Source organism: Scleromatobacter humisilvae (assembly GCF_023231945.1).
In the GTDB taxonomy this organism is placed as follows: Bacteria; Pseudomonadota; Gammaproteobacteria; order Burkholderiales; family Burkholderiaceae_C; genus Scleromatobacter; species Scleromatobacter humisilvae.
Genome location: NZ_JAJLJH010000001.1, coordinates 1,721,278 through 1,745,665 on the forward strand (window position 1 = coordinate 1,721,278; position 24,388 = coordinate 1,745,665).

At 65.6% G+C, this 24,388-nt stretch carries 23 protein-coding genes; 7 read left to right on the plus strand and 16 right to left on the minus strand.

The window, feature by feature from the left end; genetic code table 11:
- Window positions 1-3: 3 nt before the first annotated feature.
- A complete protein-coding gene (locus tag LPC04_RS08130; RefSeq protein ID WP_275681674.1) occupies window positions 4-1,518 on the minus strand; it encodes a class I adenylate-forming enzyme family protein in 1,515 nt (504 codons plus the stop codon).
- 217 nt (window positions 1,519-1,735) lie between these two features.
- On the opposite strand from LPC04_RS08130, the gene LPC04_RS08135 reads away from it, so the two are divergent.
- The 5 genes from LPC04_RS08135 to LPC04_RS08155 all read left to right on the plus strand — a co-directional run bounded on the left by LPC04_RS08135 (window position 1,736) and on the right by LPC04_RS08155 (window position 7,518).
- A complete protein-coding gene (locus LPC04_RS08135) occupies window positions 1,736-2,893 on the plus strand; it encodes an acyl-CoA dehydrogenase family protein (protein ID WP_275681675.1) in 1,158 nt (385 codons plus the stop codon).
- A gap of 29 nt (window positions 2,894-2,922) precedes the next feature.
- Complete coding sequence (locus LPC04_RS08140) at window positions 2,923-3,954, plus strand: acyl-CoA dehydrogenase family protein (RefSeq protein WP_275681676.1); 1,032 nt, start codon at window positions 2,923-2,925, stop codon at window positions 3,952-3,954.
- 8 nt (window positions 3,955-3,962) lie between these two features.
- Window positions 3,963-4,748, plus strand: a complete 786-nt coding sequence (gene paaG / locus LPC04_RS08145; RefSeq protein WP_275681677.1) for a 2-(1,2-epoxy-1,2-dihydrophenyl)acetyl-CoA isomerase PaaG — start codon at window positions 3,963-3,965, stop codon at window positions 4,746-4,748.
- Between the two features lie 15 nt (window positions 4,749-4,763).
- Entirely contained in the window at window positions 4,764-5,762 is a 999-nt protein-coding gene (locus LPC04_RS08150; RefSeq protein WP_275681942.1) for an NAD(P)H-dependent flavin oxidoreductase, read from the plus strand.
- 118 nt (window positions 5,763-5,880) lie between these two features.
- The gene (locus LPC04_RS08155; protein WP_275681678.1) at window positions 5,881-7,518 is read left to right on the plus strand and encodes an AMP-binding protein; all 1,638 of its coding nucleotides are present in this window, start codon (window positions 5,881-5,883) and stop codon (window positions 7,516-7,518) included.
- Window positions 7,519-7,619: 101 nt separating this feature from the next.
- On the opposite strand, the gene LPC04_RS08160 is transcribed toward LPC04_RS08155, so the two are convergent.
- The 12 genes from LPC04_RS08160 to LPC04_RS08215 all read right to left on the minus strand — a co-directional run bounded on the left by LPC04_RS08160 (window position 7,620) and on the right by LPC04_RS08215 (window position 20,060).
- The gene (locus LPC04_RS08160; RefSeq protein ID WP_275681679.1) at window positions 7,620-8,522 is read right to left on the minus strand and encodes an SDR family NAD(P)-dependent oxidoreductase; all 903 of its coding nucleotides are present in this window, start codon (window positions 8,520-8,522) and stop codon (window positions 7,620-7,622) included.
- 28 nt (window positions 8,523-8,550) lie between these two features.
- Window positions 8,551-9,435: a MaoC/PaaZ C-terminal domain-containing protein gene (locus LPC04_RS08165; RefSeq protein ID WP_275681680.1), complete on the minus strand. Its 885-nt coding sequence runs from the start codon at window positions 9,433-9,435 to the stop codon at window positions 8,551-8,553.
- 7 nt (window positions 9,436-9,442) lie between these two features.
- Window positions 9,443-10,219, minus strand: coding sequence for an enoyl-CoA hydratase-related protein (locus LPC04_RS08170; protein WP_275681681.1), 777 nt, complete (start codon window positions 10,217-10,219; stop codon window positions 9,443-9,445).
- Window positions 10,220-10,232: 13 nt separating this feature from the next.
- The gene (locus LPC04_RS08175; RefSeq protein ID WP_275681682.1) at window positions 10,233-11,372 is read right to left on the minus strand and encodes a thiolase family protein; all 1,140 of its coding nucleotides are present in this window, start codon (window positions 11,370-11,372) and stop codon (window positions 10,233-10,235) included.
- A gap of 20 nt (window positions 11,373-11,392) precedes the next feature.
- Window positions 11,393-11,818, minus strand: coding sequence for a Zn-ribbon domain-containing OB-fold protein (locus LPC04_RS08180; RefSeq protein ID WP_275681683.1), 426 nt, complete (start codon window positions 11,816-11,818; stop codon window positions 11,393-11,395).
- A 21-nt stretch (window positions 11,819-11,839) separates the two neighbouring features.
- Window positions 11,840-12,694, minus strand: coding sequence for a MaoC/PaaZ C-terminal domain-containing protein (locus LPC04_RS08185; RefSeq protein ID WP_275681684.1), 855 nt, complete (start codon window positions 12,692-12,694; stop codon window positions 11,840-11,842).
- Between the two features lies 1 nt (window position 12,695).
- The gene (locus LPC04_RS08190) at window positions 12,696-13,577 is read right to left on the minus strand and encodes an SDR family NAD(P)-dependent oxidoreductase (protein ID WP_275681685.1); all 882 of its coding nucleotides are present in this window, start codon (window positions 13,575-13,577) and stop codon (window positions 12,696-12,698) included.
- A 12-nt stretch (window positions 13,578-13,589) separates the two neighbouring features.
- Entirely contained in the window at window positions 13,590-14,807 is a 1,218-nt protein-coding gene (locus tag LPC04_RS08195; protein ID WP_275681686.1) for an acyl-CoA dehydrogenase family protein, read from the minus strand.
- Between the two features lie 2 nt (window positions 14,808-14,809).
- Window positions 14,810-15,925 (minus strand): acyl-CoA dehydrogenase family protein, encoded by a 1,116-nt coding sequence (locus LPC04_RS08200; RefSeq protein WP_275681687.1) that lies wholly within the window; start codon window positions 15,923-15,925, stop codon window positions 14,810-14,812.
- Window positions 15,926-15,941: 16 nt separating this feature from the next.
- Complete coding sequence (locus LPC04_RS08205) at window positions 15,942-17,432, minus strand: aldehyde dehydrogenase family protein (protein WP_275681688.1); 1,491 nt, start codon at window positions 17,430-17,432, stop codon at window positions 15,942-15,944.
- A 28-nt stretch (window positions 17,433-17,460) separates the two neighbouring features.
- On the minus strand, window positions 17,461-18,753 hold the full coding sequence (locus LPC04_RS08210; RefSeq protein ID WP_275681689.1) for an amidohydrolase family protein: 1,293 nt from the start codon (window positions 18,751-18,753) through the stop codon (window positions 17,461-17,463).
- A gap of 110 nt (window positions 18,754-18,863) precedes the next feature.
- On the minus strand, window positions 18,864-20,060 hold the full coding sequence (locus LPC04_RS08215; RefSeq protein ID WP_275681690.1) for an acetyl-CoA C-acetyltransferase: 1,197 nt from the start codon (window positions 20,058-20,060) through the stop codon (window positions 18,864-18,866).
- 110 nt (window positions 20,061-20,170) lie between these two features.
- Between LPC04_RS08215 and LPC04_RS08220 the strand changes: the two genes are divergently transcribed.
- The gene (locus LPC04_RS08220; RefSeq protein ID WP_275681691.1) at window positions 20,171-21,466 is read left to right on the plus strand and encodes an acetyl-CoA hydrolase/transferase family protein; all 1,296 of its coding nucleotides are present in this window, start codon (window positions 20,171-20,173) and stop codon (window positions 21,464-21,466) included.
- 118 nt (window positions 21,467-21,584) lie between these two features.
- Here LPC04_RS08220 and LPC04_RS08225 read toward each other — a convergent pair whose 3' ends face one another.
- From LPC04_RS08225 to LPC04_RS08235, 3 genes are all read right to left on the minus strand, one after another.
- Window positions 21,585-22,166: a YbhB/YbcL family Raf kinase inhibitor-like protein gene (locus LPC04_RS08225; protein ID WP_275681692.1), complete on the minus strand. Its 582-nt coding sequence runs from the start codon at window positions 22,164-22,166 to the stop codon at window positions 21,585-21,587.
- A gap of 5 nt (window positions 22,167-22,171) precedes the next feature.
- On the minus strand, window positions 22,172-22,921 hold the full coding sequence (locus LPC04_RS08230; protein ID WP_275681693.1) for an SDR family NAD(P)-dependent oxidoreductase: 750 nt from the start codon (window positions 22,919-22,921) through the stop codon (window positions 22,172-22,174).
- A 98-nt stretch (window positions 22,922-23,019) separates the two neighbouring features.
- Entirely contained in the window at window positions 23,020-23,274 is a 255-nt protein-coding gene (locus tag LPC04_RS08235; RefSeq protein ID WP_275681694.1) for a hypothetical protein, read from the minus strand.
- Between the two features lie 441 nt (window positions 23,275-23,715).
- On the opposite strand from LPC04_RS08235, the gene LPC04_RS08240 reads away from it, so the two are divergent.
- Window positions 23,716-24,363, plus strand: a complete 648-nt coding sequence (locus LPC04_RS08240) for a TetR family transcriptional regulator (protein WP_275681695.1) — start codon at window positions 23,716-23,718, stop codon at window positions 24,361-24,363.
- Window positions 24,364-24,388: the final 25 nt, after the last annotated feature.

Here is a 24,388-nt window from a genome sequence, read left to right on the forward strand (position 1 = left end):
GGTTCAGACACCGAGCAACGCCTTCAGGTCGGGGCGGCTGACCTTCATCGAGGCCGTCCTGGGCAACGCAGGGAGCATGACGAAGCGCGTCGGGATCATGTAAGCCGCCAGGTGCTTGCGCATGAAGACCTCGAGCGCGGCGGCATCCGGCGCCTGCACGTCGGACTTCATCTCGATCGCCGCCACCGGTACCTGTCCGAGCCGCGCATCGGGTGCCCCCACGACGGCTGCATCGGCGACGCCCGGATAGCGTCGCAACACGGCCGCGACTTCGTCGGGCAGGATCTTGAAGCCGCCGCGGTTGATCGCGTCATCCGCCCGGCCATGCAGGAACAGGAAGCCGTCGGCATCGATCAGCGCCAGGTCGTTGGTGCGAATCCAATCGGGGCCGAACCGGTCGCACTTGATGTGGAGGATCCCGATCTGTCCCGATTCGAGCGGCTCGCCGGACTCCTGCGACACGACGCGCAAGAAGACGTCGGCACGCGGCCGCCCTACGCTCTGGCGCTTCGTCTTCGAGAACGCCTGGTGATCAGCGAGTGTCCAGCCGGCGATGCCGCCGATGAACTCCGCCGCGCCGTAGTCGACCAGGATCGGCACGCCGTAGCGCTCCTCGAACTCGACCTGCATCTGCGGGTCGAGGGGCGCCGTGCCCGAGCGGATTGCTCGCAGCGATTTCAGCCATTCGGGCTCGACATTCGCATCCATGATCATGCGGATCATCGCGGGCACCAGGCTCGCCGACTTGGGACGGTAGCGCCGCACCGCGTCGGCCCAGTCCTCCGCCACGAACTTCTCGAACAAGACGATCGGCCGCGCCTGGTACAGCGCGAGCATCAAGCCGAAAAGTCCGCCCGCATGGCTGAAGGGCTTGAATAGCAGGGCCGGCGACGTCTTGAGCGCGAGCGCATCTTCGACGTCACGCTCGCCCTTGCGCTGCTCGCCCGAACGAAGTGAAGGCACCAGCACGTTCTCGAGCACCGGGATGCGCTTCGGCGCGCCGGTGGTGCCGCTCGTGAGGCGCTCCAGCACGTAGCCCGGCATCGGTGCACGGTGCGGGGGCGACCCGACCTTGTCGAGTCCTTCGACCGGCGCGACGGTCAGCGAAGTCTCGCCGGTCACGACGAAGCCGGCGCTGCCGGCTTCGCGGGCCGCCGCCACCGCGCCCGGCACTCGCCAATCGTCCGCATCCGCGATCACGGCCTGCAGCCGCTGAGCGCGCAGTTCATCGCAGAACGTCTCCGGAGCCAGGTTCGGCCTGAGCGGGACGACCATGCGACCGTGCCGCACCAGCGAAGAGAAAGCCGCAACCGAGGCGACCCGATTGCGCGCGACCCATCCGATCGGGGCATCACCCTCAACGCCCGCAGCGACGAGTGCACGATCGATCTCGTCACCGGCCGAGGCGAGCTGGCCCCAACTGGCGCGACCGGTGCGCGATTCGACCGCCAGCGCTTCCGGCATCAACGCGAATACGGCGTCGAGTCGATCGCGAAGACTGCTGGAACTCTCTGGCATGGACTTGGCCGACACACGAACCTCGAAGCAGTGGTTGACGCCAAATCATAACTTACACATCATCAGTTTTCAACCGATCAACCATGCGGGCACAGGTGCGAGCTCCATCAATTCTTTTGCTAGTAGAAACCCGCTGAAATGATCATTGGATGTCAACTAAGCTACCATATAAACTGACATGTTTTCAGTTTTCTGAGACTTTAGAAAGTTGACGGCGATGGATCTGACATTCACGAATGACGATGCGAACTTTCGCGAGGACGCGCGGACATGGCTCCGGCAAAACTTGCCGACGGAGCGACGGCCGCATTCGGGGCAGGCCTTGCGGGACTTCGACACCGACTGGCAGCGCCGGCAGTTCGAGGGCGGCTGGGCCGGCGTGTCCTGGCCCAAGGAATACGGCGGCCTGGGCCTTCCGCTCGTTCGTCAGCTCATCTGGTACGAGGAATACGCCCGCTCCGGCGCACCCGACAACCATCTCTGTTTCGTGGCCCTGAACCACGGCGGTCCTACGCTGATCGCCCGCGGTAACGACGACCAGAAGCGCTACCACCTTCCGAAGATCCTCAGCGGCGAGGTGATCTGGTGCCAGGGCTTCTCGGAGCCCAACGCCGGGTCCGACCTGGCAAGCCTGAAGACACGCGCACGGATCGATGGCGATCACCTCGTGGTGAACGGCTCGAAGATCTGGACCAGTCACGGCCACCTCTCCGACTGGCAGGAACTGCTCGTCCGCACCGACCCCGATGCGCCCAAGCACAAGGGCATCAGCTGGGTGATCTGCGACATGAAGACGCCGGGCATCACCCTGCGTCCCATCGAGATCATGACGTCGCCGAACCAGGTGCACTTCGTGCAGTGCTTCTACGACGACGTGCGCATCCCGCTGGCGAATGTCGTCGGGGAGCTGAACGACGGGTGGAACGTCGCGATGTCGACGCTCGGATTCGAACGCGGCACCGCGCAGATCAAGGACCAGATCCGCTATGCGTTCCTGGTCGAACACATGATCCAGGAAGCGCGCAAGCGCCTCGGCTCGGACTGCCCGCTCTCGCGCGACGAGATCGGTGCCCGCCTTGCTCAGCTGCGCGCCGACATGGCCGCCGCTCGCGCCATGACGTACATGGTCGTATCGCGCGCCGAGGCCGGACTGCAGGGTTCGGAATCGTCGCTGATGCGGGCCATGGTTGGCGAAGTGCAGCAGCGCGCCCGCCGCCTGGCCCTCGACGTCCTCGGCCCCGACATGCTTGAGAACCCCGAAGACAACGACTGGGTCTACTACTACCTGCGCTCGTTCTCCATCACGATCGCCGCGGGTACGGCGCAGATCCAGCGCAACATCATAGGCGAACGCGTGCTCGGCCTGCCGCGCTGACGAACGACAAGAATCACCAGGAGCGTGACTTGAACCTTCTTCCTTCGGCCGAGCAGGCCCAGATCATCGACAGCCTGCGGAGCTTCCTCGTCGAGCAGGTCCCCGTATCGCGATTCCGGCCCCCTGCGGCCCAGATCGGAAATTCCGATGCGGCCCTTTGGTCGCAGATCGGCGAACTCGGATTCCTCGGCGTGTCGGTGGCCGAATCTCAGGGTGGCATCGGACTGGGCGCCAAGGAAGACCTGCTCGTGCATCGAGAATTCGGGCGTCACCTGCTGTCTCCGTCGATCCTCGCGATATCGCTCGCAGCGCGCCTCGCTGCGGCTTGCGACGCAACGACGTTGCTGGCGGGCCTCCTTGCTGGCAGCACCCACGTCGCGCTGGCCAACCCGCGCGGTCTGGTGAAGTTCGGCGCTGCGTGCAGCGGCGACTTCCACCTCTTCGACTCCCACGACGCGCCGTTCGTGCTGTCCTGCTCGGACCAGGGTCTCGCGCTCTTCGAGCGCGGCCAGTTCAAGGGCATCGCCAATGTGCTGGGAACCGACAACGTGGTCGCCCTGGAGCGGGCGACGCTCGAGTCCGCGAAGCCGCTCATCTGGCGCCCCGCGAGCGAGGGCAGGCTTTATGACCACGCGCTGCTGCTCGCGGCCGCTTACGCCGTCGGCATTGCGGAAGCGACGCGCGACATGGCCGTCGACTATGCCAAGGTCCGCGAGCAATTCGGCAAGCCGATCGGCTCATTCCAGGCGGTGAAGCACCTCTGTGCGGACATGGCGATCCGCGCGGAAGCCGCGATGTGCCAGGCGGCGTTCGCGGCGTCCACCCTCGCGGAGGACAAGGTCGGTGCCGAATTCCAGGCGACGTCCGCCAAGATCGTCGCGACCAAGGCTGCTCTGGAGAACGCCGCACAGAACATCCAGGTCCACGGCGCCATCGGCTTCACCTCCGAGGCCGATGCACACCTGTACCTGAAGCGTGCGCACGTCGTCGATCAGCTCTTCGGCGACCAGCGCACGCAACGCGTGCGCTTGATCGACCTGCCGTTTCCCGAAGCTGCATGAGGTCGGCCATGGATCGCCACGCAACCCTCTTCCGGATCGAAGACGGCATCGCCCGCCTGACGCTGGCGCGGCCGGAACAGCTGAACTCGTTCACCGTGCAGATGCATGCCGAGGTCGCGTCGGCGCTCGAAGCCGTCGCCGAGGATGCATCGGTACGCGTGCTGCTCATCACGGGCGCGGGACGCGGCTTCTGCGCCGGCCAGGACCTGGGCGAACGCAAGGTCGACGCGGGCCCGCTGGACCTGGGGGTGAACATCGAGAAGTACTACAACCCGCTGATCCGGCGTCTTGTGGCCGTCCGCGTTCCGGTGGTGTGTGCGGTCAATGGCGTTGCCGCGGGCGCGGGCGTCAACATCGCGCTGGCCTGCGACATCGTCATCGCGCGGCGATCGGCGAAGTTCGTCCAGGCGTTCTCGTCCATCGGGCTCGTGCCCGACGCCGGCGGCACCTGGAACCTGCCGCGCGCCATCGGACAGGCGCGGGCGCTCGGTTTCACCCTCACCGGCGAACCAGTGAGCGCCGAACGCGCCGAGTCCTGGGGCCTGATCTGGAAGGCCGTCGACGACGACCGCTTCGACGACGAAGTGGAAAACCTGGTGCGCCGTCTGGCGAGCGCGCCCACGCGCGGCCTCGAGCTGGCGAAGCGCGCCATCCGCGGCGCTCAGCTCAGGACGCTCGATGCGCAGCTCGACGTCGAACGCGACTCGCAACGCGAGTGCGGGTTGACCGACGACTACCGCGAAGGGGTCACGGCATTCAAGGAGAAGCGTCCGGCACGCTTCACGGGGAGCTGAGCGATGAGCGCCAACATGAAGACCCGAGTGACGGACCTGTTGGATATCCGCGTCCCGATCGTCCAGGGCGGCATGCAATGGGTGGGCCGCGCGGAACTCGCGTCGGCCGTCTCGAACGCCGGCGGCCTCGGCATCCTCACCGCGCTGACGCAACCGACACCCGAACATCTGCGAGCCGAGATCCGGCGCTGCCGCGAGATGACGCGGCAACCGTTCGGCGTGAATCTGACGATTCTGCCGACGGTATCGCCGCCCCCGTACGGAGAATTCATCGACGTGATCGTCAGCGAGGGCATCAAGGTCGTTGAGACCGCGGGCAACAGCCCGAAGGACTTCATCGCGCGCTTTCACGACGCCGGGATCGTGTCGATTCACAAGTGCACCAGCGTGCGCCACGCGCTCTCTGCACAGAGGAACGGCGTCGACATCGTCTCCATCGATGGCTTCGAATGCGCCGGACATCCCGGAGAGGACGACATTCCTGGCCTGGTGCTCATTCCGATCGCGGCAAAGGCGCTGTCGATCCCCATCATCGCGTCCGGCGGCATCGCGGACGGTCGCGGCATGGCGGCCGCCCTCGCACTCGGTGCGGAAGGCATCAACATGGGTACGCGCTTCGTATGCACGCAGGAAGCGCCAGTGCACGAGCGGATCAAGCGGGACCTCATCGGCCGCACCGAACGGGATACGAACCTCATCTTCCGCACGCTCGGGAACACGGCTCGCGTGCTGAAGAACGCTCCCTCGAACGAGGTCGTGGCGACCGAGAACCGGCCCGCTGGATGCACCTTCGACGACATCAGGCCGCTCGTCGTCGGCAGTCGCGGCAAGGCCGCCTGGGAGGCGGGCGACGTCGACGGCGGCGTACTGACGGCAGGCATGGTGCTGGGGCTGATCGACGACCTCCCCACCTGCGCCGAACTCATCGACCGCATGGTGTCCGAGTGTCGTGCACATCTGTCACGCGCGCTCTCGTACACCGCCGAAGCGCTCCTACCGGATGTCGTCACATGAACGCAAGCCGCGTGCGCCGGCCGCTCACCCGCTCCGCGCCGATCGGTCAACGTCGACCTCCAAGCGCGCCGACGCCACTCCGTCTTCCTTCACCGCACAAAACCTCACATTTGATGGCATGACCAAGATGAACCACTCGATTCAAGAGCCTCCGGTGTGGCAACCGGGCACCCAGGACACGGTCACCGCGGCGCTGGCCCGTTCCGCCGCGAGCTTCTCCGATCGCGTCTTTCTGGACTTCAGCGGCACCACTTACACCTATGCCGACATCGATCGCGAGTCCACCAGGCTGGCCCATGGCCTGGCGGAGCGCGGAGTCGCGAAGGGCGATCGGGTCGGCACGGTGCTCGACAACAACGTCGATGCCATCCTCGCCTGGTTCGCGATCAACAAGCTGGGCGCGATCAGCGTACCGGTCAACACGGCGTACAAGGGCGAGTTCCTGCGCCACCAACTCGACGACTGTGGGGCCCAGGTCCTGATTGCGGAGGCCGACTACGCGCAACGCATCGTCGAGATCGAAGCCGGCCTGCCGCATGCCCGCCGGCTCCTGCAGCGCGGCGACGCCACGGTACGGAGCTCCCGCCTGCAGGTCGAACGCATGGCGGACGCCTTCGGCTCGACCGAACCAATTCCTGATACGAACCAGCCGTCGGACCTGGCGATGTTCATCTACACGGCGGGGACGACAGGCCCCTCCAAGGGCTGCATGATCAGCCACAACTACGTCTGCAACCTTGGTCGCCAGGTCGTCCAGATGGAACACCGGGTGAAGGAGGACTGCAACTGGACGGCGCTACCCCTGTTCCACATGAATGCGACTGGCGGCAGCGTCCTCTCGTGCATGTTCGTCGGCGCGCGAGTCGCCATCTATCCGCGCTTTTCGGTGTCGCGCTTCTGGCCGGAGATCGAGCGCAGCGGAGCGACAGTCGCGAGCCTGCTGGGTTCGATGATCGCCTTCGTCGCCGAGGCCGATGAATCCGAAGTCTCGAAACGCTGCTTCGGCCAATTGCACACCGTCCGAGGATCGCCGTTCCCGGCCTCCCTGCAGGAAAAGTGGCAGCAGCGCTTCGGCGTCAGGACCGCCGGTTCGAATTCCTACGGCCTGACAGAGGCCGCGCGCGTGACCACGCTGCCCTCGGGCGAGGTCGCGCCGCCGGGGTCGTCGGGGCGTCGCAACGAAGACTTCGACGTCCGCATCGTCGATGACAACGACGTCGAGGTTCCTCCCGGAACCGCCGGCGAGATCGTCGTGCGGCCGCGGCGCCCGCACGTGATGTTCGAGGGGTACTGGAACCGACCGGCCGATACCCTGAGGATCATGCGGAACATGTGGCTGCACTCCGGCGACATCGGCAAGTTCGACGAGCAAGGCTTCTTCTACTTCGTCGACCGCAAGAAGGACTACCTGCGGCGTCGCGGCGAGAACATCTCGAGCTACGAGGTGGAGACCGGCCTGCGCGGACACCCTGCCGTCCACGATGTTGCCGTGCACGCGGTCTTCTCCGAATCGGGCGAAGACGACGTCAAGGCGACCCTCGTGCTCAAGCCGGGCCAGAACCTCAGCGAAGAGGAACTGTGTCGCTGGGCCGCCGACCGGCTCCCGTACTTCACCGTGCCGCGCTACTTCGAATTCCGCCCCGATCTGCCGCGCAACCCCGTCGGCCGGGTGCTGAAGTACCAGCTCCGCGAAGAGGGTTGCACACCGACGACCTGGGATCGTGACCGCGCCGGGTTCCAACTGGCCAAGCGATAGCGGGCGCGCGGCGGGCTGCGGCATTCACCGCAACCCGAGCCTGGAAGCCTTCCTGCCGCCACTCGCCGCGGGAGATCAGCGGTGCAACGGGGACGCTGCGCTCAGATCGGATCCCAGGGCGTCACGGCCATGGACGGCACGTTGGCGAAGAAGCTGGGCTCCATCGCCGGGATGGCGTGCTCTTCGATCGTCTGCGGCGTCCAGCCTTCGCCTCGATGCAGGGATCGCAGGATCCGCGGCTGGCTGAACAGGTAGATCTCGTTGGCACGAACGCCGAAGATCTGTCCCGACACCTTCGAGCCCGCATCGCTCGCCAGGTAGACCGCCAGCGGGGCGATCTTGTGGCTCTCCATCTTCTTCAGCTTCTCGATACGGGCGATGGCCTCGGGGGAATCCGCCGGGATGTTGGCGGTCATCGCCGTCCACGCCCAGGGGGCGATGCAGTTCGAGCGCACGTTGAACTTGGCCATGTCCATCGCGATGGATTTCGACAGACCCACGACGCCCATCTTGGCGGCTGCGTAGTTGCCCTGACCGAGGTTGCCGATCAAGCCGCTCGTCGACGTCATATGGATGTAGCTGCCACCGGCCTGCGACTTGAAGTGCGGCGCCGCGGCGCGCGCGACGTAGAACGAGCCATTGAGATGGACGTCGACGACCGTCTTCCATTCGTCGATGCTCATGTTGAAGAAGAAGCGGTCGCGCGTGACGCCGGCGTTGTTGACCACGCAATCGACGCGCCCGAAGCTGTCCAGCGCCGCCTGCACGATGCGCTGGGCGCTGTCCCATTCCGCGACGCTCTCTACCGCGGCCACGGCCTCACCGCCCTCGTCACGGATCTGTTCGACGACCGCATCGGCCGCGAGGCGCCCTTCGGCATTTTTCGCGAGATCGTTGACCACCACCTTCGCCCCGTGCGCCGCAAAGGCGCGCGCGAAATCGCGCCCGATGCCGGCGCCAGCGCCAGTGACAATCACGACCTTGCCTTCCATTCGTCGATCCATGTTCGAGCTCCTCGATAGTTAGAAACAGTCAATCCGTGCGTGGATCGATCTCGACGACACCGTTGTCGATTGCCACCACATCACGTTCGCGGACGCGACCGCGAAGGCGAACCAGAGCCGCGGACTCGCGCCACAATTCGAATTGCAGCGTCTCGCCGGGATAGACAGGCGCAGTGAATCGAAGCCCCAGCGACCGCAGCCGGATCGAGTCGTAGCCCAGCGCGTCGCGCAGCACGGCGTGCGCGGCCATCCCATAGGCCACCAGGCCATGCAGGATGGGTCTCGCGAATCCCGCCTTGTCCGCCACCGCCGGATCTGCATGCAGCGGGTTGTAGTCGCCGGAGAGCCGGTAGATCAGCGCACCCTGCGTCAAGGTGGGCAACTCCAGCACCGAATCGGCCGAGCGCTGCGGGATGGGCGGCAGCGGCGCAGGTGGCGGGTCTGTCCTTCCATGCGCCGTACTGAAACCGCCATCGCCGCGCAGGACGCTGACGTTGCGGCTCTCCGCATGGAGCTCGCCGGTCTCGGCGTCGCGGATCTCGCGCAGAACGACACCGATGGCACCCTTTCCGGCGCCCTTGTCGCTCAACGAGAGGACTCGATTGCTCACGCGCATCGAGCCGCGCGCCGGCATGGGTCGATGAAAGCGCAGATGCTGTTCGCCGTGCACCAGGCGCAACGCGTCAGCGCCCGTCCGCGGATCCTTCCACCAAGCTCCGGGGGCACCCATGATGGCCGCCATGGTGGGCATGACCTGCAGGCCGTCTTCGTACACGTAGCGCAACTGTCCCTTGTCGAGCGGGTCCTGACCCAGCCCGATTCCCAGCGCATAGAGCATGACGTCGCGTTCCGCGTAGTCGTAGCGCACGTCTTCGAAGATCCAGTTCTTCACGACGTCATAGTCGATCATCATTCTCTCCTCAGCGTCCCAGCCAATCGGGCCTTCGGCGCTCGGCGAACGCGCGGGGCCCTTCCAACGCATCGGCCGAGTCGCGCATCGCATGCACCGCGGCGTTGCGCTCCTGCGCTTGCATCGCCGCATCGGGCTCGGAGATCTCGAGTCCTTGGAGCAACGTGGCCTTCGTCGCACGAACCGCGAGCGGTGCGGCATCGAGGATGGTGCGCGCCCAGGCGAAGGCGCCGGACAGTTCCGCGCCACGGGCGACGACCTGGTTGACCAGTCCCAGCTGCAGTGCCTCGGCTGCATCGACGCGTCGTCCGGTCAGGGCGATTCCCATGGCGACCTTGAGACCGACATGCCGCGGCAGTCGATGCAGGCCACCCGCAAGCGCCGCCAGGCCGACCTGCACTTCCGGCAGGCTGAAGGTCGCGTGTTCGCCTGCAACGACGATGTCGCAGGCGAGCGCCAGCTCGAAGCCACCACCGGCCGCAAGCCCGTTCACGGCCGCGATGACCGGCTTGTTGAGGTCGAAGCGCGAAGTCAGCCCCCCGAAGCCCGAAGCCGGCATCGGGTGGCGGCCGTGCTCGGCGCGGAAGCGCAGGTCGTTGCCGGCGCAGAACGCCCGGTCGCCGCTCGCCGTGAGAACGGCGACCCACTGGTCGGGATCCCGCGCGAATTCGTCGAAGACCGCAGCGAGCTCGTGATGGCCAGGCGGATGCAGCGCATTCAGCCGATCTGGCCGATCGATAGTGACGATCGTCATCGCCCCTTCGCGCCGTACGTGGACGTGCTCCATCGCGGTTCCGGCTTCAGGCCTTCTCGAGGATGTGCACCGCGCACGCACTGCCGAGGCCGACGACGTGGGTCATGCCGATGCGCGCCCCCTGCACCTGGCGCGCGCCTGCTTCGCCGCGCAGATGCGTCGCGATCTCGTAGACGTTCGCGATGCCGGTGGCGCCGAGCGGATGGCCCTTCGAGAGCAGGCCGCCCGAGACGTTGACCGGGATGCGCCCGCCAAGCGCGGTGTCGCGGCTGTCGATCAGCCGGCCGCCTTCACCGTCGGCGCACAGCCCCAGGTTTTCATAGTGCAGGATTTCCGCGGTCGCAAAGCAATCGTGGAGTTCCACGAGGTCGATGTCCTTCGGTCCCAGACCGGCCATCGCGTACGCGGTCTCCGCTGCAAGGCGGGTGACGGCGTTCACATCCTGCATGACGAGGTTGCGCTCGGTGAACGGATCGCTGGCCAGCGCCGAGGCGCGCACGCGCACCGCGCGCGACATGAGGCCCAGTTCACGCGCCTTCTTCTCCGACATCAGAACGGCTGCTGCAGCGCCGTCGACATTGACCGAGCACATCAGCTTCGTGTTGGGGTAGGCGATCATCTCGGAACCCATCACTTCCTCCAGCGGCGTCTCCTTCTGGTACATCGCTTTCGGATTCAGCGTCGAGTGATGGTGGTTCTTCACCGAGACCTGCGCGAACTGCTCGAGCGTCGTGCCGTACGTGCGCATGTGTTCCATGCCCACCATCGCGAACACGGCTGGCATGGTTTCGGAGCCGATCAGCCCCTCGGCAGGCAGCGGCTCGTTGCCGACCTTCTTCTTGACGATCATGCCGGCCGCCATCTTCTCGACGCCGATGCAGAGCACCGTGTCGTAGAGCCCGGCCTTGATCGCCGTCCATCCCTCACGCAGCGCCGTCGCCCCGGTGGCGCAGGCGTTCGTGCAATTGACCACCGGGATGCCGGTCTGGCCGATGAGCTGCAGCGTGCGCTGGCCCGTCATCGTCTCGCCAATGTTGCCGCTGTAGAGCGCCTGCACGTCCCGCATCCCGAGCTTGCAATCGTCGAGCGCGCCGATGGCCGCTTGGGCGGCCAGCTGCACGACGGTTCGGTCCGGATAGCGCCCGAACTTGAGCATGTCGATACCGACCACGTAGACATCAGTCATGGAGTTCCTCTCGTCGACTTTCAGGCGGGGACGAAGAAATGCGCGAGATAGCCCGCGCCTTCGGAGTTGGCGAGCTCAGCGCCGCGGAACACCATCCGCACGGGCATGTCGAACCGCAGATTGGCGGGATCCGCCTCGATGTCGATCAGGTTGCCCTTGACGGTGCCCCCGCAGTCGAGGTCGACGATCGCGGACACGAACGGCACACGGATGCCGGGGTAGCTGCGATACACGATGGTGTAGTTGTAGAGGCGCCCGTTGCCGCTCAGCCGGACCGGTTCCATCGCGTCGCGGGTCGTGCAGCGGCCGCAGTGGTCGCGTACGCCGAGAAACGTGGCGCCGCAGTGGCGGCAACGGCTCGCCGTGAGAAAAGGCTCGCCCGCAGGCGGGATGACGGTGTACGAGGTGGCCGGCTTCGGCCCCCCCTCGATCGCGGCAGTGTTCATTGCTGGATGTCCGGTCGGGTTTCAGGAAAGCTTGGCGTGGCCGTTCTTCATGACGACAGAGTCGCGCGCCTCGACGCGGCCCTCGAAGAAGACGTCGTCACCGTCGCGCCAGAGGTCGAAGCGGATGGTGTCGCCGGGCACCACAGGCGCCGAGAACCGCGCGCCGATGCCTGCAAGGGCGGATGGGTCGTAGTCACAGAAGGCGCGCAGCACGGCGCGGCAGGCCAGGCCGTAGGTGCAGAGCCCGTGCAAGATAGGCCGCTCGAAGCCGGCCGCCCTCGCGACACCCGGATCGGCATGCAGCGGATTGCGGTCGCCGCTCAGGCGATAGAGCAACGCGAGGTCCGGCCGCGTGGACAGTTCGACCATGATGTCAGGCGCTCGGGATGGCCGCATCGGCGCCAGCGCACTCTCGACGGCCGGGCCGCCGAAGCCGCCATCTCCGCGCGCGAACGCGGTGCGCGTGATCGTCGCGATCGGCTCGCGGTCGACGGCATCGAACAGGGTCGTCTGCCGCTCTACCACTGCGCCCTTGTCGGCGCCCTTGTCGATGACCGAGACGACTCGGCTGTCCGCCACGATGCTGGCGCTGGGGGGCATCGGCCGATGGAATCGCGTGTGCTCCTCGCCGTGCAGGGTACGGCGTCGATCGAGGCCGATCTGTTCGGCGGAGATGCCAGCGCCCCAAGCAGCAACGGTGGCGAACGTGGGGACGACGCGGAGGCCACGCTCATAGACGAAGCGCAGTTCGGCTTCGTCCATCGGATCGGAACCCATGCCGACGCCCAGGGCGTACAGCATCGTGTCGCGCTCGTCCCATGCGAAAGCCCGGTTCTCCTCGCGCAAGGACATCACGGCGGGATAGTTGATCGGCATGTCAGGCCTTCGCCGTCGGACCGTAGGCGTTGACGTACTTCAGGTCGCGCTCGGGCATCAGCACCTTGCCGGCCTCGATCGCCGCAGCGAGGTCTTCGGCGGTGAAGGACTCCGGCGGCGTGAAGCCGCTGCCCATCTCCATGCGGATCTCGCTGACGTATCCACCGCCCGCGAGAAGCGTCTTGCCGGTCGCAGCGCCCGAGAGCGCGCTCACCATGTACAGGACGACGGGGGCAACGCGCTCCGGCGTGAAGGTGCGCTTGTACTCCTCCGACGTGGTGGCGTCCGTGAGCTGGCTCGCCGCCGCCGGTGCGATCGTCCACACGCGCACGCCGTACTTCTGGCCCTCGATCGCGAGGGAGTTGGAAAAGCCCCAGATGCCCGCCTTTGCGGACCCGTAGTTGGTCTGGCCGAAATTGCCGCGCAAACCCGACGTCGATGTCGTATTGACGATCACCCCGCCGCGGCCGCTGTCCTTCATGTGCGCGAACACGGGCTTGGTCACGCAGTACGTACCCTTCAGGTGCACCCGGACCACGATGTCGAAGTCGCCCTCCTCCATCTTGACCAGGCTCTTGTCGCGCAGGATGCCGGCGTTGTTGACGAGGATATGCACCTCGCCGAACGCATCCAGCGCATCCTTCAGGATCGCCTCCCCGCCGGCCACGGTACCCACGTCCCAATGACTGGCGACAGCCCGGCCTCCCGCCGACCGGATCTCGGCAACCACGCGTTGCGCCGGAGTCATGCCGTCCGCACCGACTCCCGCGAAGTCGTTGACGACGATCGCCGCGCCCTCCTGGGCCAGCAGCATCGCATAGGCGCGCCCGAGGCCCGCTCCAGCGCCGGTGATCACGGCAACCTTGCCGTCCAGCAGTCCCATGTCGTTCTTCCTTCAGCGAGTCAATTGATTGAACGGAACGTCCTTGTCGACGCGCACGTCCGGTGGCATGCCGAGCACGCGCTCGGCGATGATGTTCTTGAGCACCTCGTCGGTGCCGCCTGCAATGCGCAGCCCCGCCGAATGCAGCAGGTCGTGCTGCAGCGAGGCACCGAGCGCGGCCACGGCCGGATCGCTGCAAAGTCCGAACAGGCCCTGTTCCTCGACCATCTGGTGACAGAGGTCCTGCAGGCGATTGGCCGCGACGAGCTTTCCGATCGCAGCCTCAGGCCCGGGCGTCTCGCCACGAGAAAGTGCGGTCATGGTTCGGAAGCGCGTGTACTTCAGCCCTTCGCTTTGAACGAACCAGTCCGCGAGCCGCTCGCGAAAGGCAATGTCTTCCATGACGGACTGGTTGCCGGCGGGCACGTCGGAGGCCAGCCTCATGATCGTCTCGATTTCAGGACCTCGCGACTTGCCGCCCTCGACCCGCTCGTTCATGAGCGTGTACAGCGCGACCTTCCAGCCTTCGCCGACGGCGCCAAGGCGCTGCGAGTCGCTTACGCGAACGTCGTCCAGATAGACCTCGTTGAAGTCCGAGCCTCCGCTCATCTGGTGGATGGGACGGACGGACACGCCAGGCGCATGCATGTCGATCCAGAACATCGTGAGACCACGATGCTTGGGCACACTCGGGTCGGTACGCGCCAGCAGCAATCCATGATCGGCGTAGTGCGCGCCCGTCGTCCAGACCTTTTGACCACTGACCCGCCATCCGTCCTCCTCGAGAACCGCGCGTGTGCGCACGGCGGCCACGTCCGAGCCCGCGGATGGCTCGGAGAACAGTTGGCACCAGATCTCTTCGCCTCGCAGGGCCGGGCCGACGAAGCGAAGGCGCGTTGGGTCGTCCGCGTATTTCATGACGGTCGGCACGCACATTCCCAGTCCGATGCCGAAGAAGCCAACGGGCAGATCGTCGAAACGCGACTCTTCCTGGTTGAAGATGACCTGCTGCATGGCGGTTCCGCCGGCCCCGCCCCACTCTCGTGGCCAGGTGATGCGGGCGTAGCGGGCCTCGGCCTTGAGTGCCTGCCAGACACGAGCCCGCGCAAGCCGTGATGCCTCGTCGGACGGATCGCCGCCATTGCCAACGAACGCCGGCGCGTGCTGCTGAAGCCAGCGTCGCGCCTCTGCACGGTAGGCGGCCTCTTCGGGGCTGTCTTGGAAGTCCATGGTCAGTGCGCCTTGCGCAGTTCCAACTCAGACACCAGGCGATGCTTCCAGTAGCGCGGCGCACCGACTGCCAGGGCAAGTTGCTGGGCGCGCCGATAGTGCAGATGCGCGTCAACCTCCCAGGTGAAGCCCATGCCGCCGTGCGTCTGCACGTTCTCCTTCGCAGCCTGCCAGTGGGCGTCGCACGCCGCGATTCGAGCTGCAGCCGCAGCGATCGGCAGTTCCGCACTGTCGTTGTCGAGGGCCCACGCCGCGTAGTAGGCGTTCGAACGCGCGAGCTGCGTTCGCACGTAGACGTCCGCCAGCTTGTGCTTGATCGCCTGGTAGCTGGCAACGGAACGCCCGAAGGCCTTGCGCTCCAGCGCGAAGTCCCTCGCCATCTCGAGGCACCGCTCGGCGCCCCCGATCTGCTCGAAGGACAGAAGCGCCGCCGCGCGGCAGTGAATGCCTTCTGCCAGGATCCTGCCTTCGCCGTCTGCTCCCAATTGCTCCGCGCGCGCACCGGAGAAGTCGAGCCGAGCGAGGCCGCGTGTCGGATCCAGCGATTCGAGGCGGGCACGGGCAACGCCTTCGCCCTGGAGAGCGACGAGAAACATCGTCGGGCCGGCGTCGGCCTCTGCGAGCACCAGCGCCACGTCTGCGACATCCGCGTCGACGACGGGACATTTCGACCCGGTCAGGCGCCCACCATGCGCGCGGACGCGCAGCTCGCGCGGCAGGATCTCTCCTGGCCCTTCGGCCGTGGCCATGCACCCGATCGCGGCACCTTGCGCCACCAGCGGCAGCCAGTGGGCGCGCTGAGATTCCGAACCCGCGAGCTGCAGTCCCTGCGCGAACGCGTACAGCGTGGATGCAAACGGGACCGGCGCGAGCGCTCGTCCCATCTCCTCCGCGATGGCGCAGAGCTCGACGTGCGAGAGTCCGAGCCCACCGTAGGCCTCAGGGATGACGGTGGCGAGCCAGCCCATTTCCGCGACCTTCGACCACAGCGTCGCGTCGTGGGTCCGGCCATCGTCGTCCAGAACGGCACGCACCGTCGCGATGGGGCATTCGGCCGCGAGGAACTTGCGCACCTCATCCTTGAGCAGGCGCTGGTCAGGTGAATAGTCGAAGTTCACGGTCTGGTGCGCGCGATCAGGCCGCGTGGATCTCGATCAGCTTCTGCTGCGTGTACTCGTGCAGGCCTTCGTCGCCAAGTTCCCGCCCGTAGCCCGACCGCTTCATGCCACCGAACGGCCCGTTGGACAGCTGCGTGCCTGCGCCACCGTTGAGCGTGACGCCACCCGTGCGGATCTGCAGCGCCATCTCCCAAGAGCGCCCCACGTCCTTGCTGATGATCCCGCCGCGAAGACCGAACTTCGAATCGTTGGCGATCGCGATCGCTTCGTCGTCCGATTCGAATCCGATGACGACACCGACGGGCCCGAAGATCTCCTCCTGCGCCAAGGGCGACTTGCTGTCGACGTCGCCGAACAGGGTCGGTTCATGGAAGAAGCCGCGCGACAGGTGTGCCGGCCGGCGCCCGCCGGCGAGCAGCGCCGCCTTGGTGTCCTGGCCGATCTCGACGAAGCGCTCGGTTCGTGCGCGGGCCGCCTCGCGAATCAGCGGGCCCATCTGCGTGGCCGGATCGAGCGTGTCGCCGACCGTCACCGCCTTCGTCTTCTCGACCAGGCGCCGCGTGAATTCCGCACGCACGGCGTTGTGAACGACCGCGCGCGTGTTCATGGCACAACCCTGCCCAGCGTGACTCGTGAATCCACGCAGCGCGGTGTTCACGGCCAGGTCGATGTCGGCGTCCTCTCGAACAATGAGCGCCGACTTGCCGCCAAGCTCGAGCAGCACGCGCTTGAGGCTCGGCGCACATTGCGCAGCGATAGCCGCACCGACAGTGTCTGAGCCGGTGAATGTGACCAGGTCGATCATCGGATCGGTGGTCAGGAACTCTCCGACCTCCTTGCCGCCGGTGACGACATTCAACACACCCGGTGGCAGACCGGCCTCATGCGCTGCTTCCGCCAGCACCATGGCCTCGAACGGCGTGTAGGGAGAGGGCTTGAGCACGCAGGTATTGCCGGTGACCAGCGCCGGCACGATCTTCACCAAGTCGAGGAAGAACGGGAAGTTGTAGGGCGTGATCGCCGACACCACGCCCACGGGCTCGCGGACCACGAAGGCCGATCCCAGCATGCGGCCGCCACCAGGCTGCGGCGTCAGTTCCGGCGGCAACGCGGTGACCGGCGACCGGTGCGCTGTTTCCAGGAACCAGCGGAAGTGCTTCATCGGCAGGTCGAACTGCCGCCCGCGGGTCTGGCTGGAGACGGAGCCCGCTTCGAGCGTGATCAGACGGCAGATCTCGTCGACGCGTCCGATGAGGATGTCGTGCAGCCGTTGCAGGGTCGCGCAGCGTTCAGCCGCACTCATCCGCGACCAGGGCCCTCGATCGAACGCGGCCCGGGCCGCGCCGACGGCAGCACGCACTTCCGATTCGCCGCCGACCGGCGCGAGCCCGATCACCTCCTCGGTCGACGGATTCAGTACCGCTTCCCGCGATCCGGGAGCGACGGTCACGAATTCGCCACCGATGTAGAGGGCGTCGGGGTGCTTCAGGGGAAGTTCAAAGGCCAAGGCGGCACTCCTTAGACAGAGCCTGCGCTCACATGTGCGAGAGGATCTTCTTGATGTCCGCCGAGGTAACCGGCCGATCACTCGACTGCGAAGGGTTCAGGCCGCCGCGCGACATCGGAGCGGTATCGACACCCGTCGCGAGCGCCCGCAGTGCACCGACCGTGCACTTGTCGCGGCCGCCCATCGCGGAGAACGGGTCGTAGCTGAACTCGCGCATCGCGTTCAGGTGCGTCATGCGATCGATGTCGTACGCCGGCAGGTTGCGGAGCGACTTCCACAGATGCTCCGGCGAATGCGGCCACGTGGCGTCCGAATGGGGATAGTCGGCTTCCCACGTGATCATGTCGATGCCGATGTCCTGGCGATTGCGAACGCCGAAGTCGTCGTCGATGAAGCAGGTGATGATGTGACGGCGGAACACGTCGCTGGGACGCTCCTTGCCGAAGGTCGTGCGCGTCCACGGGCTGTGCTGCTGGTAGGTGAAGTCGGCGCGCTCGAGCAGGTACGGAATCCAGCCGATGCCGCCCTCGGACAGGGCCATGCGCAAGCCGGGATAGCGCTTCCAGAAACTGGCGAAAAGCCAGTCGGAGGCGGCGTTCGCGATGGAGATCGGCATCGACGTGATCCACGCATCGATCGGCGACTCGTCAGAGGGGTATGGCGCATTGCCGGCAGAGCCGATGTGGCAGCACAGCACGACCTTGTTGGCCTCGCACGTAGCCCACAGCGGCTCCCACACGTCCGCATGCAGGCTCGGCAGTCCGATCAACGCGGGGTTCTCCGGGAAGGAGACGGCGTGAACGCCGAGCTTGACCATGCGCTCGACTTCCGCGACGGCGAGGCTCACATCCCACAGAGGCAGCAGCGCGAGCTTGATGAAACGCTCCGGGTACTTGCCGCACCAGTCATGGACATGCCAGTCGTTGTAGGCGCGGATGGTGGCCAGGGCCAGTTCCTTGTCCTGCATCTTCTGGAAGCGCGCGCCCGCGAATCCGGGGAATGAGCCGAAGCAGATCGATCCCAGGACGCCGTTCGCGTTCATGTCGCCGATCCGGGCATCGATGTCGTAGCAACCCTTGCGAACCTGCTCGTACGAAACGGGCTCGAAGCCATACTCTTCGCGCGGCCGGCCCGCCACGGCGTTCAGGCCGAGCCCCGGGGCCCGCATCCCTTCGAGCTGCCATTGATGTGCCCCGTTGCTTCCCCGGACGACCTTCGGTGCGCGATCCTTGAACTTGGCCGGCATGTGACGGATGAACATGTCATCCGGTTCGATCAGGTGGTCATCAACGCTGACCAGCACCATGTCTTGAAATTCCACGAGCGTCTCCTGTTTATGAATCTGGCCTCACCCGATCGCGAGCAACCACCTTGACTCAAAGTCTGCCATAAAAATGATTGTTCGTCAGTTCTAAAACAATGAAGCGGCGATCAGATGCGTTCGAACAGCGCCGCCAGGCCCTGGCCGCCCCCGATGCACATCGTCTCGAGCCCCCAGCGTCCATTGCGCCGGCGCAACTCGTGCAGCAGCGTGGCCAGCATACGCACACCTGTCGCACCGATGGGATGCCCCAATGAGATACCCGACCCGTTGACATTAAGCCGCTCGAGGTCAGCCCATCCCCACCCCTTGAGCACGGCCAGCGCCTGCGCGGCAAATGCTTCGTTCAGCTCGACAAGGTCCATCTGCTCGAGCGTGACACCCGTGCGACGGACCAGTTTCGCCACCGCGGGAACCGGGCCTATTCCCATCGAGGCCGGATGGCAGCCAGCAGCCGCCCACCCGGCGAACCGGGCCATCGGTTTGAGGTTGAGCTCAGCCAAACGTGACTCGGCCACCACCAGGCAGGCTGCGGCCGCATCGTTCTGCTGGCTCGCGTTTCCCGCCGTCACCGTGCCACCTGCGATGACGGATTTCAGCGCTGCCAGCGTCTGAGGGGTCGTTTCGGCCCGGATGCCTTCGTCACGCTCGAAGCGCACCGGGGCGCCCCTCTTCTGCGGAACGTCGATGGGCGCTACCTCATCGGCGAACCGTCCGGCCTCCCAAGCCGCGGCGGCGCGCTGGTGGCTGCGCGCCGCGAACGCATCGGACTCCGCCCGGGTGATTCCGTACTCTCGCGCGAGGTTCTCCGCGGTCTCCGGCATGCCGGAGATCACGCCGAATCGCTCTTGTGGCTGTGAACGCTCACGACCGCGCTGCAGGCGATCGTGGAACTGAACCGAGCCGCTGCGCGAGCCCCAGCGCATGTCGTTGCAGTAGTACTCGATGTTGCTCATGCTCTCGACGCCGACGACGAGCACGACGTCGGCAACCCCGGTCTGCACCTGCATCGCAGCGTCGATGACCGCCTGCAGACCCGATCCGCATCGGCGATCCAGCGTGTAGCCTGGCACTTCGATCGGAAGACCCGCTTCGAGCGCCGCATAGCGCCCCATGCAGGGAGCTTCGCTCGACGAGTAAGACTGGGCGCAGATCACTTCGTCGATCGCCGACCCGTCGAGCCCGGTTCGCGCCAGTACCTCTCGAATCGCATGCGCCGCCAGTTGGTCGGCCGTCAGCGTCCGCAACGATCCGCCGAACGTGCCCACCGGCGTGCGCAGTGGCGACACGATTGCGGCTTGCCTCATGTTGTCTCCTTCGCGCGTCGTGCGCACCGACTCTTGAACAGGTTCGGCGAAGCATACATTTAAACTGACTGTTTGTCAGTTATATTCGTGAAAACGAGGAGAGCATTCCGATGACCGAGCAGGACAGTGCCGCTATCGACTGGTCGACGATCGTCCGCCCTGGCGACCGCGTCATGTGGGGACAGGGCGCCGCGGAGCCGACGCCTCTCGTGCGCTCACTGATGGCACAGCGCGCGAACATCGGTCGATTCGAGGCCTTCATCGGCACGACTTGGGGCGACGCCGTCTCGGCAGAGCATGCGGATTTCGTCAGCTACGTCTCCTATTGCGGCGCTGGCAACAACAGGCATCTGGCTCGCGCCGGTGTCCTCGACATCTGGCCTGTCCACTACTCCGAACTCCCCGGGCAGATCCTGCACGGTTCGTTGCGTGTCGACGTACTGCTGCTGCAGGTCGCCCCGATCAACGCGTCGGGAAAGTACAGTTTGTCGATGGCATGCGAGTACCTGGCGGCAGCGATCGCCACGGCACGCGTGATCGTGGTCGAGGTCAACGACCAGGCGCCGTGGACGCACGGCTCACATCGGCTTTGCCCCAAACGTGTGGATCACGTCTTCAATACCTCGCGAACGCCAATCGACGCGCCGTCATCAGCGGCCGGCGAGGTGGAACGCGAAGTCGCTCGCCATGTCGCGACGCTGATCGAGGACGGCGCGACGCTCCAATGCGGCATAGGCAATCTCCCGGAAGCCGTGCTCCGAGAGTTGGTCGATCGGCGCGACCTCGGATTTCATTCGGGGGCCATGGGCGACCAGGCGGCACTACTCTCGAAGGCGGGGGTCATCAACAACAGCAGGAAGTCCCTCGATCGCGGTGTCTCCGTGGCAGGCGTCTTGATGGGGACCTCCATCGTGCGACGCTTCGCGCACGGCAACCCCTCGGTACAGTTGCGCGACACGGCATACACCCATGGCATCGATGTCCTGGGCTGCATTGATCGCTTCGTCGCGATCAATTCCGCCGTTGAAGTCGACCTGACCGGCCAGGTCAACGCCGAGGTAGCCGCCGGAAGTTACGTCGGTGCAGTTGGCGGCGGCGCCGACTTCCTGCGCGGCGCGAATCGTTCGAAAGGCGGTCTGCCGATCGTCGCATTGCCATCTCGGGCCAGATCCGGCGCATCGGTCAAGGCGCGCATTGTCGCTAGGCTAGACGGCCCCGTCAGCACCGCTCGAAGCGATGCGGGATTCATCGTGACCGAATATGGAATCGCCGATCTTCGAGGGCAGACGCTGTCCCGCCGCGTTCGCCGCATGATCGAGATCGCCCACCCGGCGGACCGCGCGGACCTCGAGGCACAGGCCGGCAAGGCCATGCACCGAGGATCCCCCGGGCGCTCGACGCCCTGACGCTCTCCCGATCTAGACCTGTACGGTCGTGCGCTGGTGGATCGCCAAGAGCCCAACTGGCCTTTGCCGCTGGATAGGTTCACGGCCTTCTGCGTACCGCTTGCGGTGGAGCGTTTCGTCAGACGCGCTCGTAGGAGGCCCGAAGTTCGCCCTTCGCCACGGCGTGGCGCCGAACGGCATTCGCCAGTTCTCGCCTCGAGGCCCTGTCGCCCAGGGCAAGCGCTCGATCGAGCGCGTACACCTGGAAGACGTAGACATGCGGTCCATGTCCGGGTGGCGGATCGGGAGGCGTGTAGCCGAGCCGATGCAAGCCATTGACGCCAAGCTTGAAGCCGGGCCGCGCAGTCTCGGAGCCTTTTGCTGCGAACGCCCCGGCAGGTAGGGAAGCGTCGACGCCGGCACCACCCCAGGCCACGAGGTGCACGAACGGCTGGCCGGTCGGACTGTCCACGTCCTCCACCAGCACGACAACACTTCTCGCCGAGCCCGGGACACCCCGCCAGGACAACGGCGGGGAGGTCCGCTCGCCGTCGGCCGTGTGGGCCTTGGGAATACTGCCGCCGTGGGCGAAGGCAGCGCTCTCGACAACCAGCGTCGCAGGCACCGCTGGAAGGGATGGATCGACGTAGAGTGCCTTTTCCGCACCCGCACGAATCCGCCGCAGCAATCGGCCGAACCAGGATGGAAGCCAGGCAACCATGTTGCTCAGGCCAACATCACGCCACCATCGACGACGATCTCGGCGCCGACGATGAACGATGCATCCCCAGACAGCAGGAATGCCACCGCTTTCGCGATCTCGATCGCCTCGCCCATGCGCTTCATCGCAGTCTGGGCAGCGATCGGATCAGTCTGCTCCTTGGAGCCGCGAGTCAACGGCGTCAGGATGGGACCGGGAGAGACGCAATTGACGCGGATGCCCCGTGTCGCGTACTCGATGGCCACCGAGCGCGTCATGCCGATCACCGCGTGCTTGCTGGCCGTGTATGCATCCAGCCGCCGCAGCCCGAGGTGCCCGTAGATCGACCCAATGTTGACGATCGCGCCGCCGCCGCAGCGCTCGATCGCCGGCAGTTGGGCTCTCATCCCGTGGTAGACACCGTCGAGGTTGACGCCGAGCACACGGCGCCATTCTTCCGGCTCGATCTCGGGTAGTGCGGCGAATCTTCCGCTGATGCCCGCATTGTTGACGGCCAGATGCAGTGAGCCGAACTCCTGTTCGGCCTTCCTGACAGCTGCCTCCGATTCCCCGGCGCTCGAGACATCGGCACGAAAGGCTAGCGCTCGGCCTCCCGTCTCGCGGATCGCCTGAGCAACGAGCTCTGCCTTGTCGAATTGCACGTCAACCACCAGCACGGCCGCGCCGCCTGACGCCAACTCGACAGCCACCGCCTCGCCAATACCGCCCGCGGCTCCCGTGACCAGCGCCACCTTGTCTGCAAATGTCCTGTTCAAGTTCTGTCTCCGTCATTGATGTTCGTGAGGAAATTGGTCTCGCGGCGGCTGCAGGAATGCCTTGCCGAGGTCGCCGTAGAGCCATCCGGTTCGTGCAATCAGCGCAGTGAGCGCGTCCAATGCAGCCGTGCGCGCCAGGACTTCGACTGGCCGACCGGATCGGCACCGTCCTCGACGCTGGCGATGCAGGCCGACAGCGCGGCATGCCGCTCCGCCGGCGCCGTGATGGCGAGACGCACACTCCTCGATGACTCTGATGGGGCGGCGCCACGGGAATCTGTCGGTGGCGCCAAGATTCCGAAATTCAAGTCAATAGCCTGCAGTGCCCATGCGCCGAATTCGAGATATTCCACGGTTGACCCCTTGCTCGCCCAAGGACGCTGCGCCCCCTGCGGTTACTTGCTTCCAGGCCATAATAATTGACTGTTACTCAGTTCTATCGAGGGTTTCCACTGCCAGCAGATGACACAGGGCTGGCCGCGACAACGCCAGGGATAGACGTCATCTATCGGCGAAAGATAGCTGATCTTCAGTCATTTATAAATAAATCCTCGGACATGCTGGACAGTTCGAACAACCCTCCATTCGGTTACCACACTACTGCGAAGATCCGAACCAAGGCGGTGCGCCACGTCTGGCCGAAGAACGGAACTCGACAACTTTTGTTGACGTAGCGTCACCTGTCGGATCTTCGATGTCCAGGCCACGCACCCGATCTCGAGGAGCGGAATCAGCCGGTGTAGACTTGAACGACACATTGCTGAAGCTTCATCTTCTCTGGAATTGGATTGGTCATGAGCGATTCAGAATCGACAACGGCGCCGCTGCAGAACCTCTATGGCCAGAAGCTTGGGCGAAAAGGCGCCGAGACGCGGGCCCGACTGATGAAGGCCGCGGCCAACCTGCTCGAGAAGCGCTCCATCATGGAGCTCACGGTCGGAGACATTGCTTCCGCGGCTGGGACCTCCTCCTCCGCCTTCTATGTCTACTTCGATGACGTGACGGAAGTCGTCCTGGCCGTGGCTCGCACCATCGAGCAGATGACGCCCGAGATCAAGGCGCTCCTCAGCGAGGCCTGGACTGCGGAGGATTCGATGGAGAAGTCGTTGGCCCTGGTCAAAGCCTACGTCGCGTTCTGGCAGGAACATCACGCCATCCTTCGTATCCGAAACTTGGCGGCCGACGAGGGCGACAAGCGGTTCGAGGAAGTGCGGCATGATGCGGTGGATCAGATCCACGGGCTCCTCCAAGCCCGCATTGAAGCAGCGGACAACGGCCTGGATCCATCGTCCGGCGCATCAGCTGTCCTCGTGCTGATCGAGCGGGTGGCCGTCATCGTGCGATTGCCGATTCGCAGAAAGCACTCCTCGCGAAACCAGCTCATGCAATCCGCGGCCTTCCTGGTATCAAACGCACTGTCTCCAAAGGCATCGCGGCGCTGAGCGCGCTTGCGTCGCGGCAACAGCA

Coding starts and splice junctions, on each gene's coding strand:
- LPC04_RS08130 (WP_275681674.1), bottom strand. CDS start 1,518: ATGCCAGAGAGTTCCAGCAGTCTTCGCGATCGACTCGACGCCGTATTC.
- LPC04_RS08135 (WP_275681675.1), top strand. CDS start 1,736: ATGGATCTGACATTCACGAATGACGATGCGAACTTTCGCGAGGACGCG.
- paaG (WP_275681677.1), top strand. CDS start 3,963: ATGGATCGCCACGCAACCCTCTTCCGGATCGAAGACGGCATCGCCCGC.
- LPC04_RS08150 (WP_275681942.1), top strand. CDS start 4,764: ATGAAGACCCGAGTGACGGACCTGTTGGATATCCGCGTCCCGATCGTC.
- LPC04_RS08155 (WP_275681678.1), top strand. CDS start 5,881: ATGACCAAGATGAACCACTCGATTCAAGAGCCTCCGGTGTGGCAACCG.
- LPC04_RS08160 (WP_275681679.1), bottom strand. CDS start 8,522: ATGGATCGACGAATGGAAGGCAAGGTCGTGATTGTCACTGGCGCTGGC.
- LPC04_RS08165 (WP_275681680.1), bottom strand. CDS start 9,435: ATGATGATCGACTATGACGTCGTGAAGAACTGGATCTTCGAAGACGTG.
- LPC04_RS08170 (WP_275681681.1), bottom strand. CDS start 10,219: ATGGAGCACGTCCACGTACGGCGCGAAGGGGCGATGACGATCGTCACT.
- LPC04_RS08175 (WP_275681682.1), bottom strand. CDS start 11,372: ATGACTGATGTCTACGTGGTCGGTATCGACATGCTCAAGTTCGGGCGC.
- LPC04_RS08180 (WP_275681683.1), bottom strand. CDS start 11,818: ATGAACACTGCCGCGATCGAGGGGGGGCCGAAGCCGGCCACCTCGTAC.
- LPC04_RS08185 (WP_275681684.1), bottom strand. CDS start 12,694: ATGCCGATCAACTATCCCGCCGTGATGTCCTTGCGCGAGGAGAACCGG.
- LPC04_RS08190 (WP_275681685.1), bottom strand. CDS start 13,577: ATGGGACTGCTGGACGGCAAGGTTGCCGTGATCACCGGCGCTGGAGCG.
- LPC04_RS08195 (WP_275681686.1), bottom strand. CDS start 14,807: ATGGACTTCCAAGACAGCCCCGAAGAGGCCGCCTACCGTGCAGAGGCG.
- LPC04_RS08215 (WP_275681690.1), bottom strand. CDS start 20,060: ATGAGGCAAGCCGCAATCGTGTCGCCACTGCGCACGCCGGTGGGCACG.
- LPC04_RS08220 (WP_275681691.1), top strand. CDS start 20,171: ATGACCGAGCAGGACAGTGCCGCTATCGACTGGTCGACGATCGTCCGC.
- LPC04_RS08225 (WP_275681692.1), bottom strand. CDS start 22,166: ATGGTTGCCTGGCTTCCATCCTGGTTCGGCCGATTGCTGCGGCGGATT.
- LPC04_RS08240 (WP_275681695.1), top strand. CDS start 23,716: ATGAGCGATTCAGAATCGACAACGGCGCCGCTGCAGAACCTCTATGGC.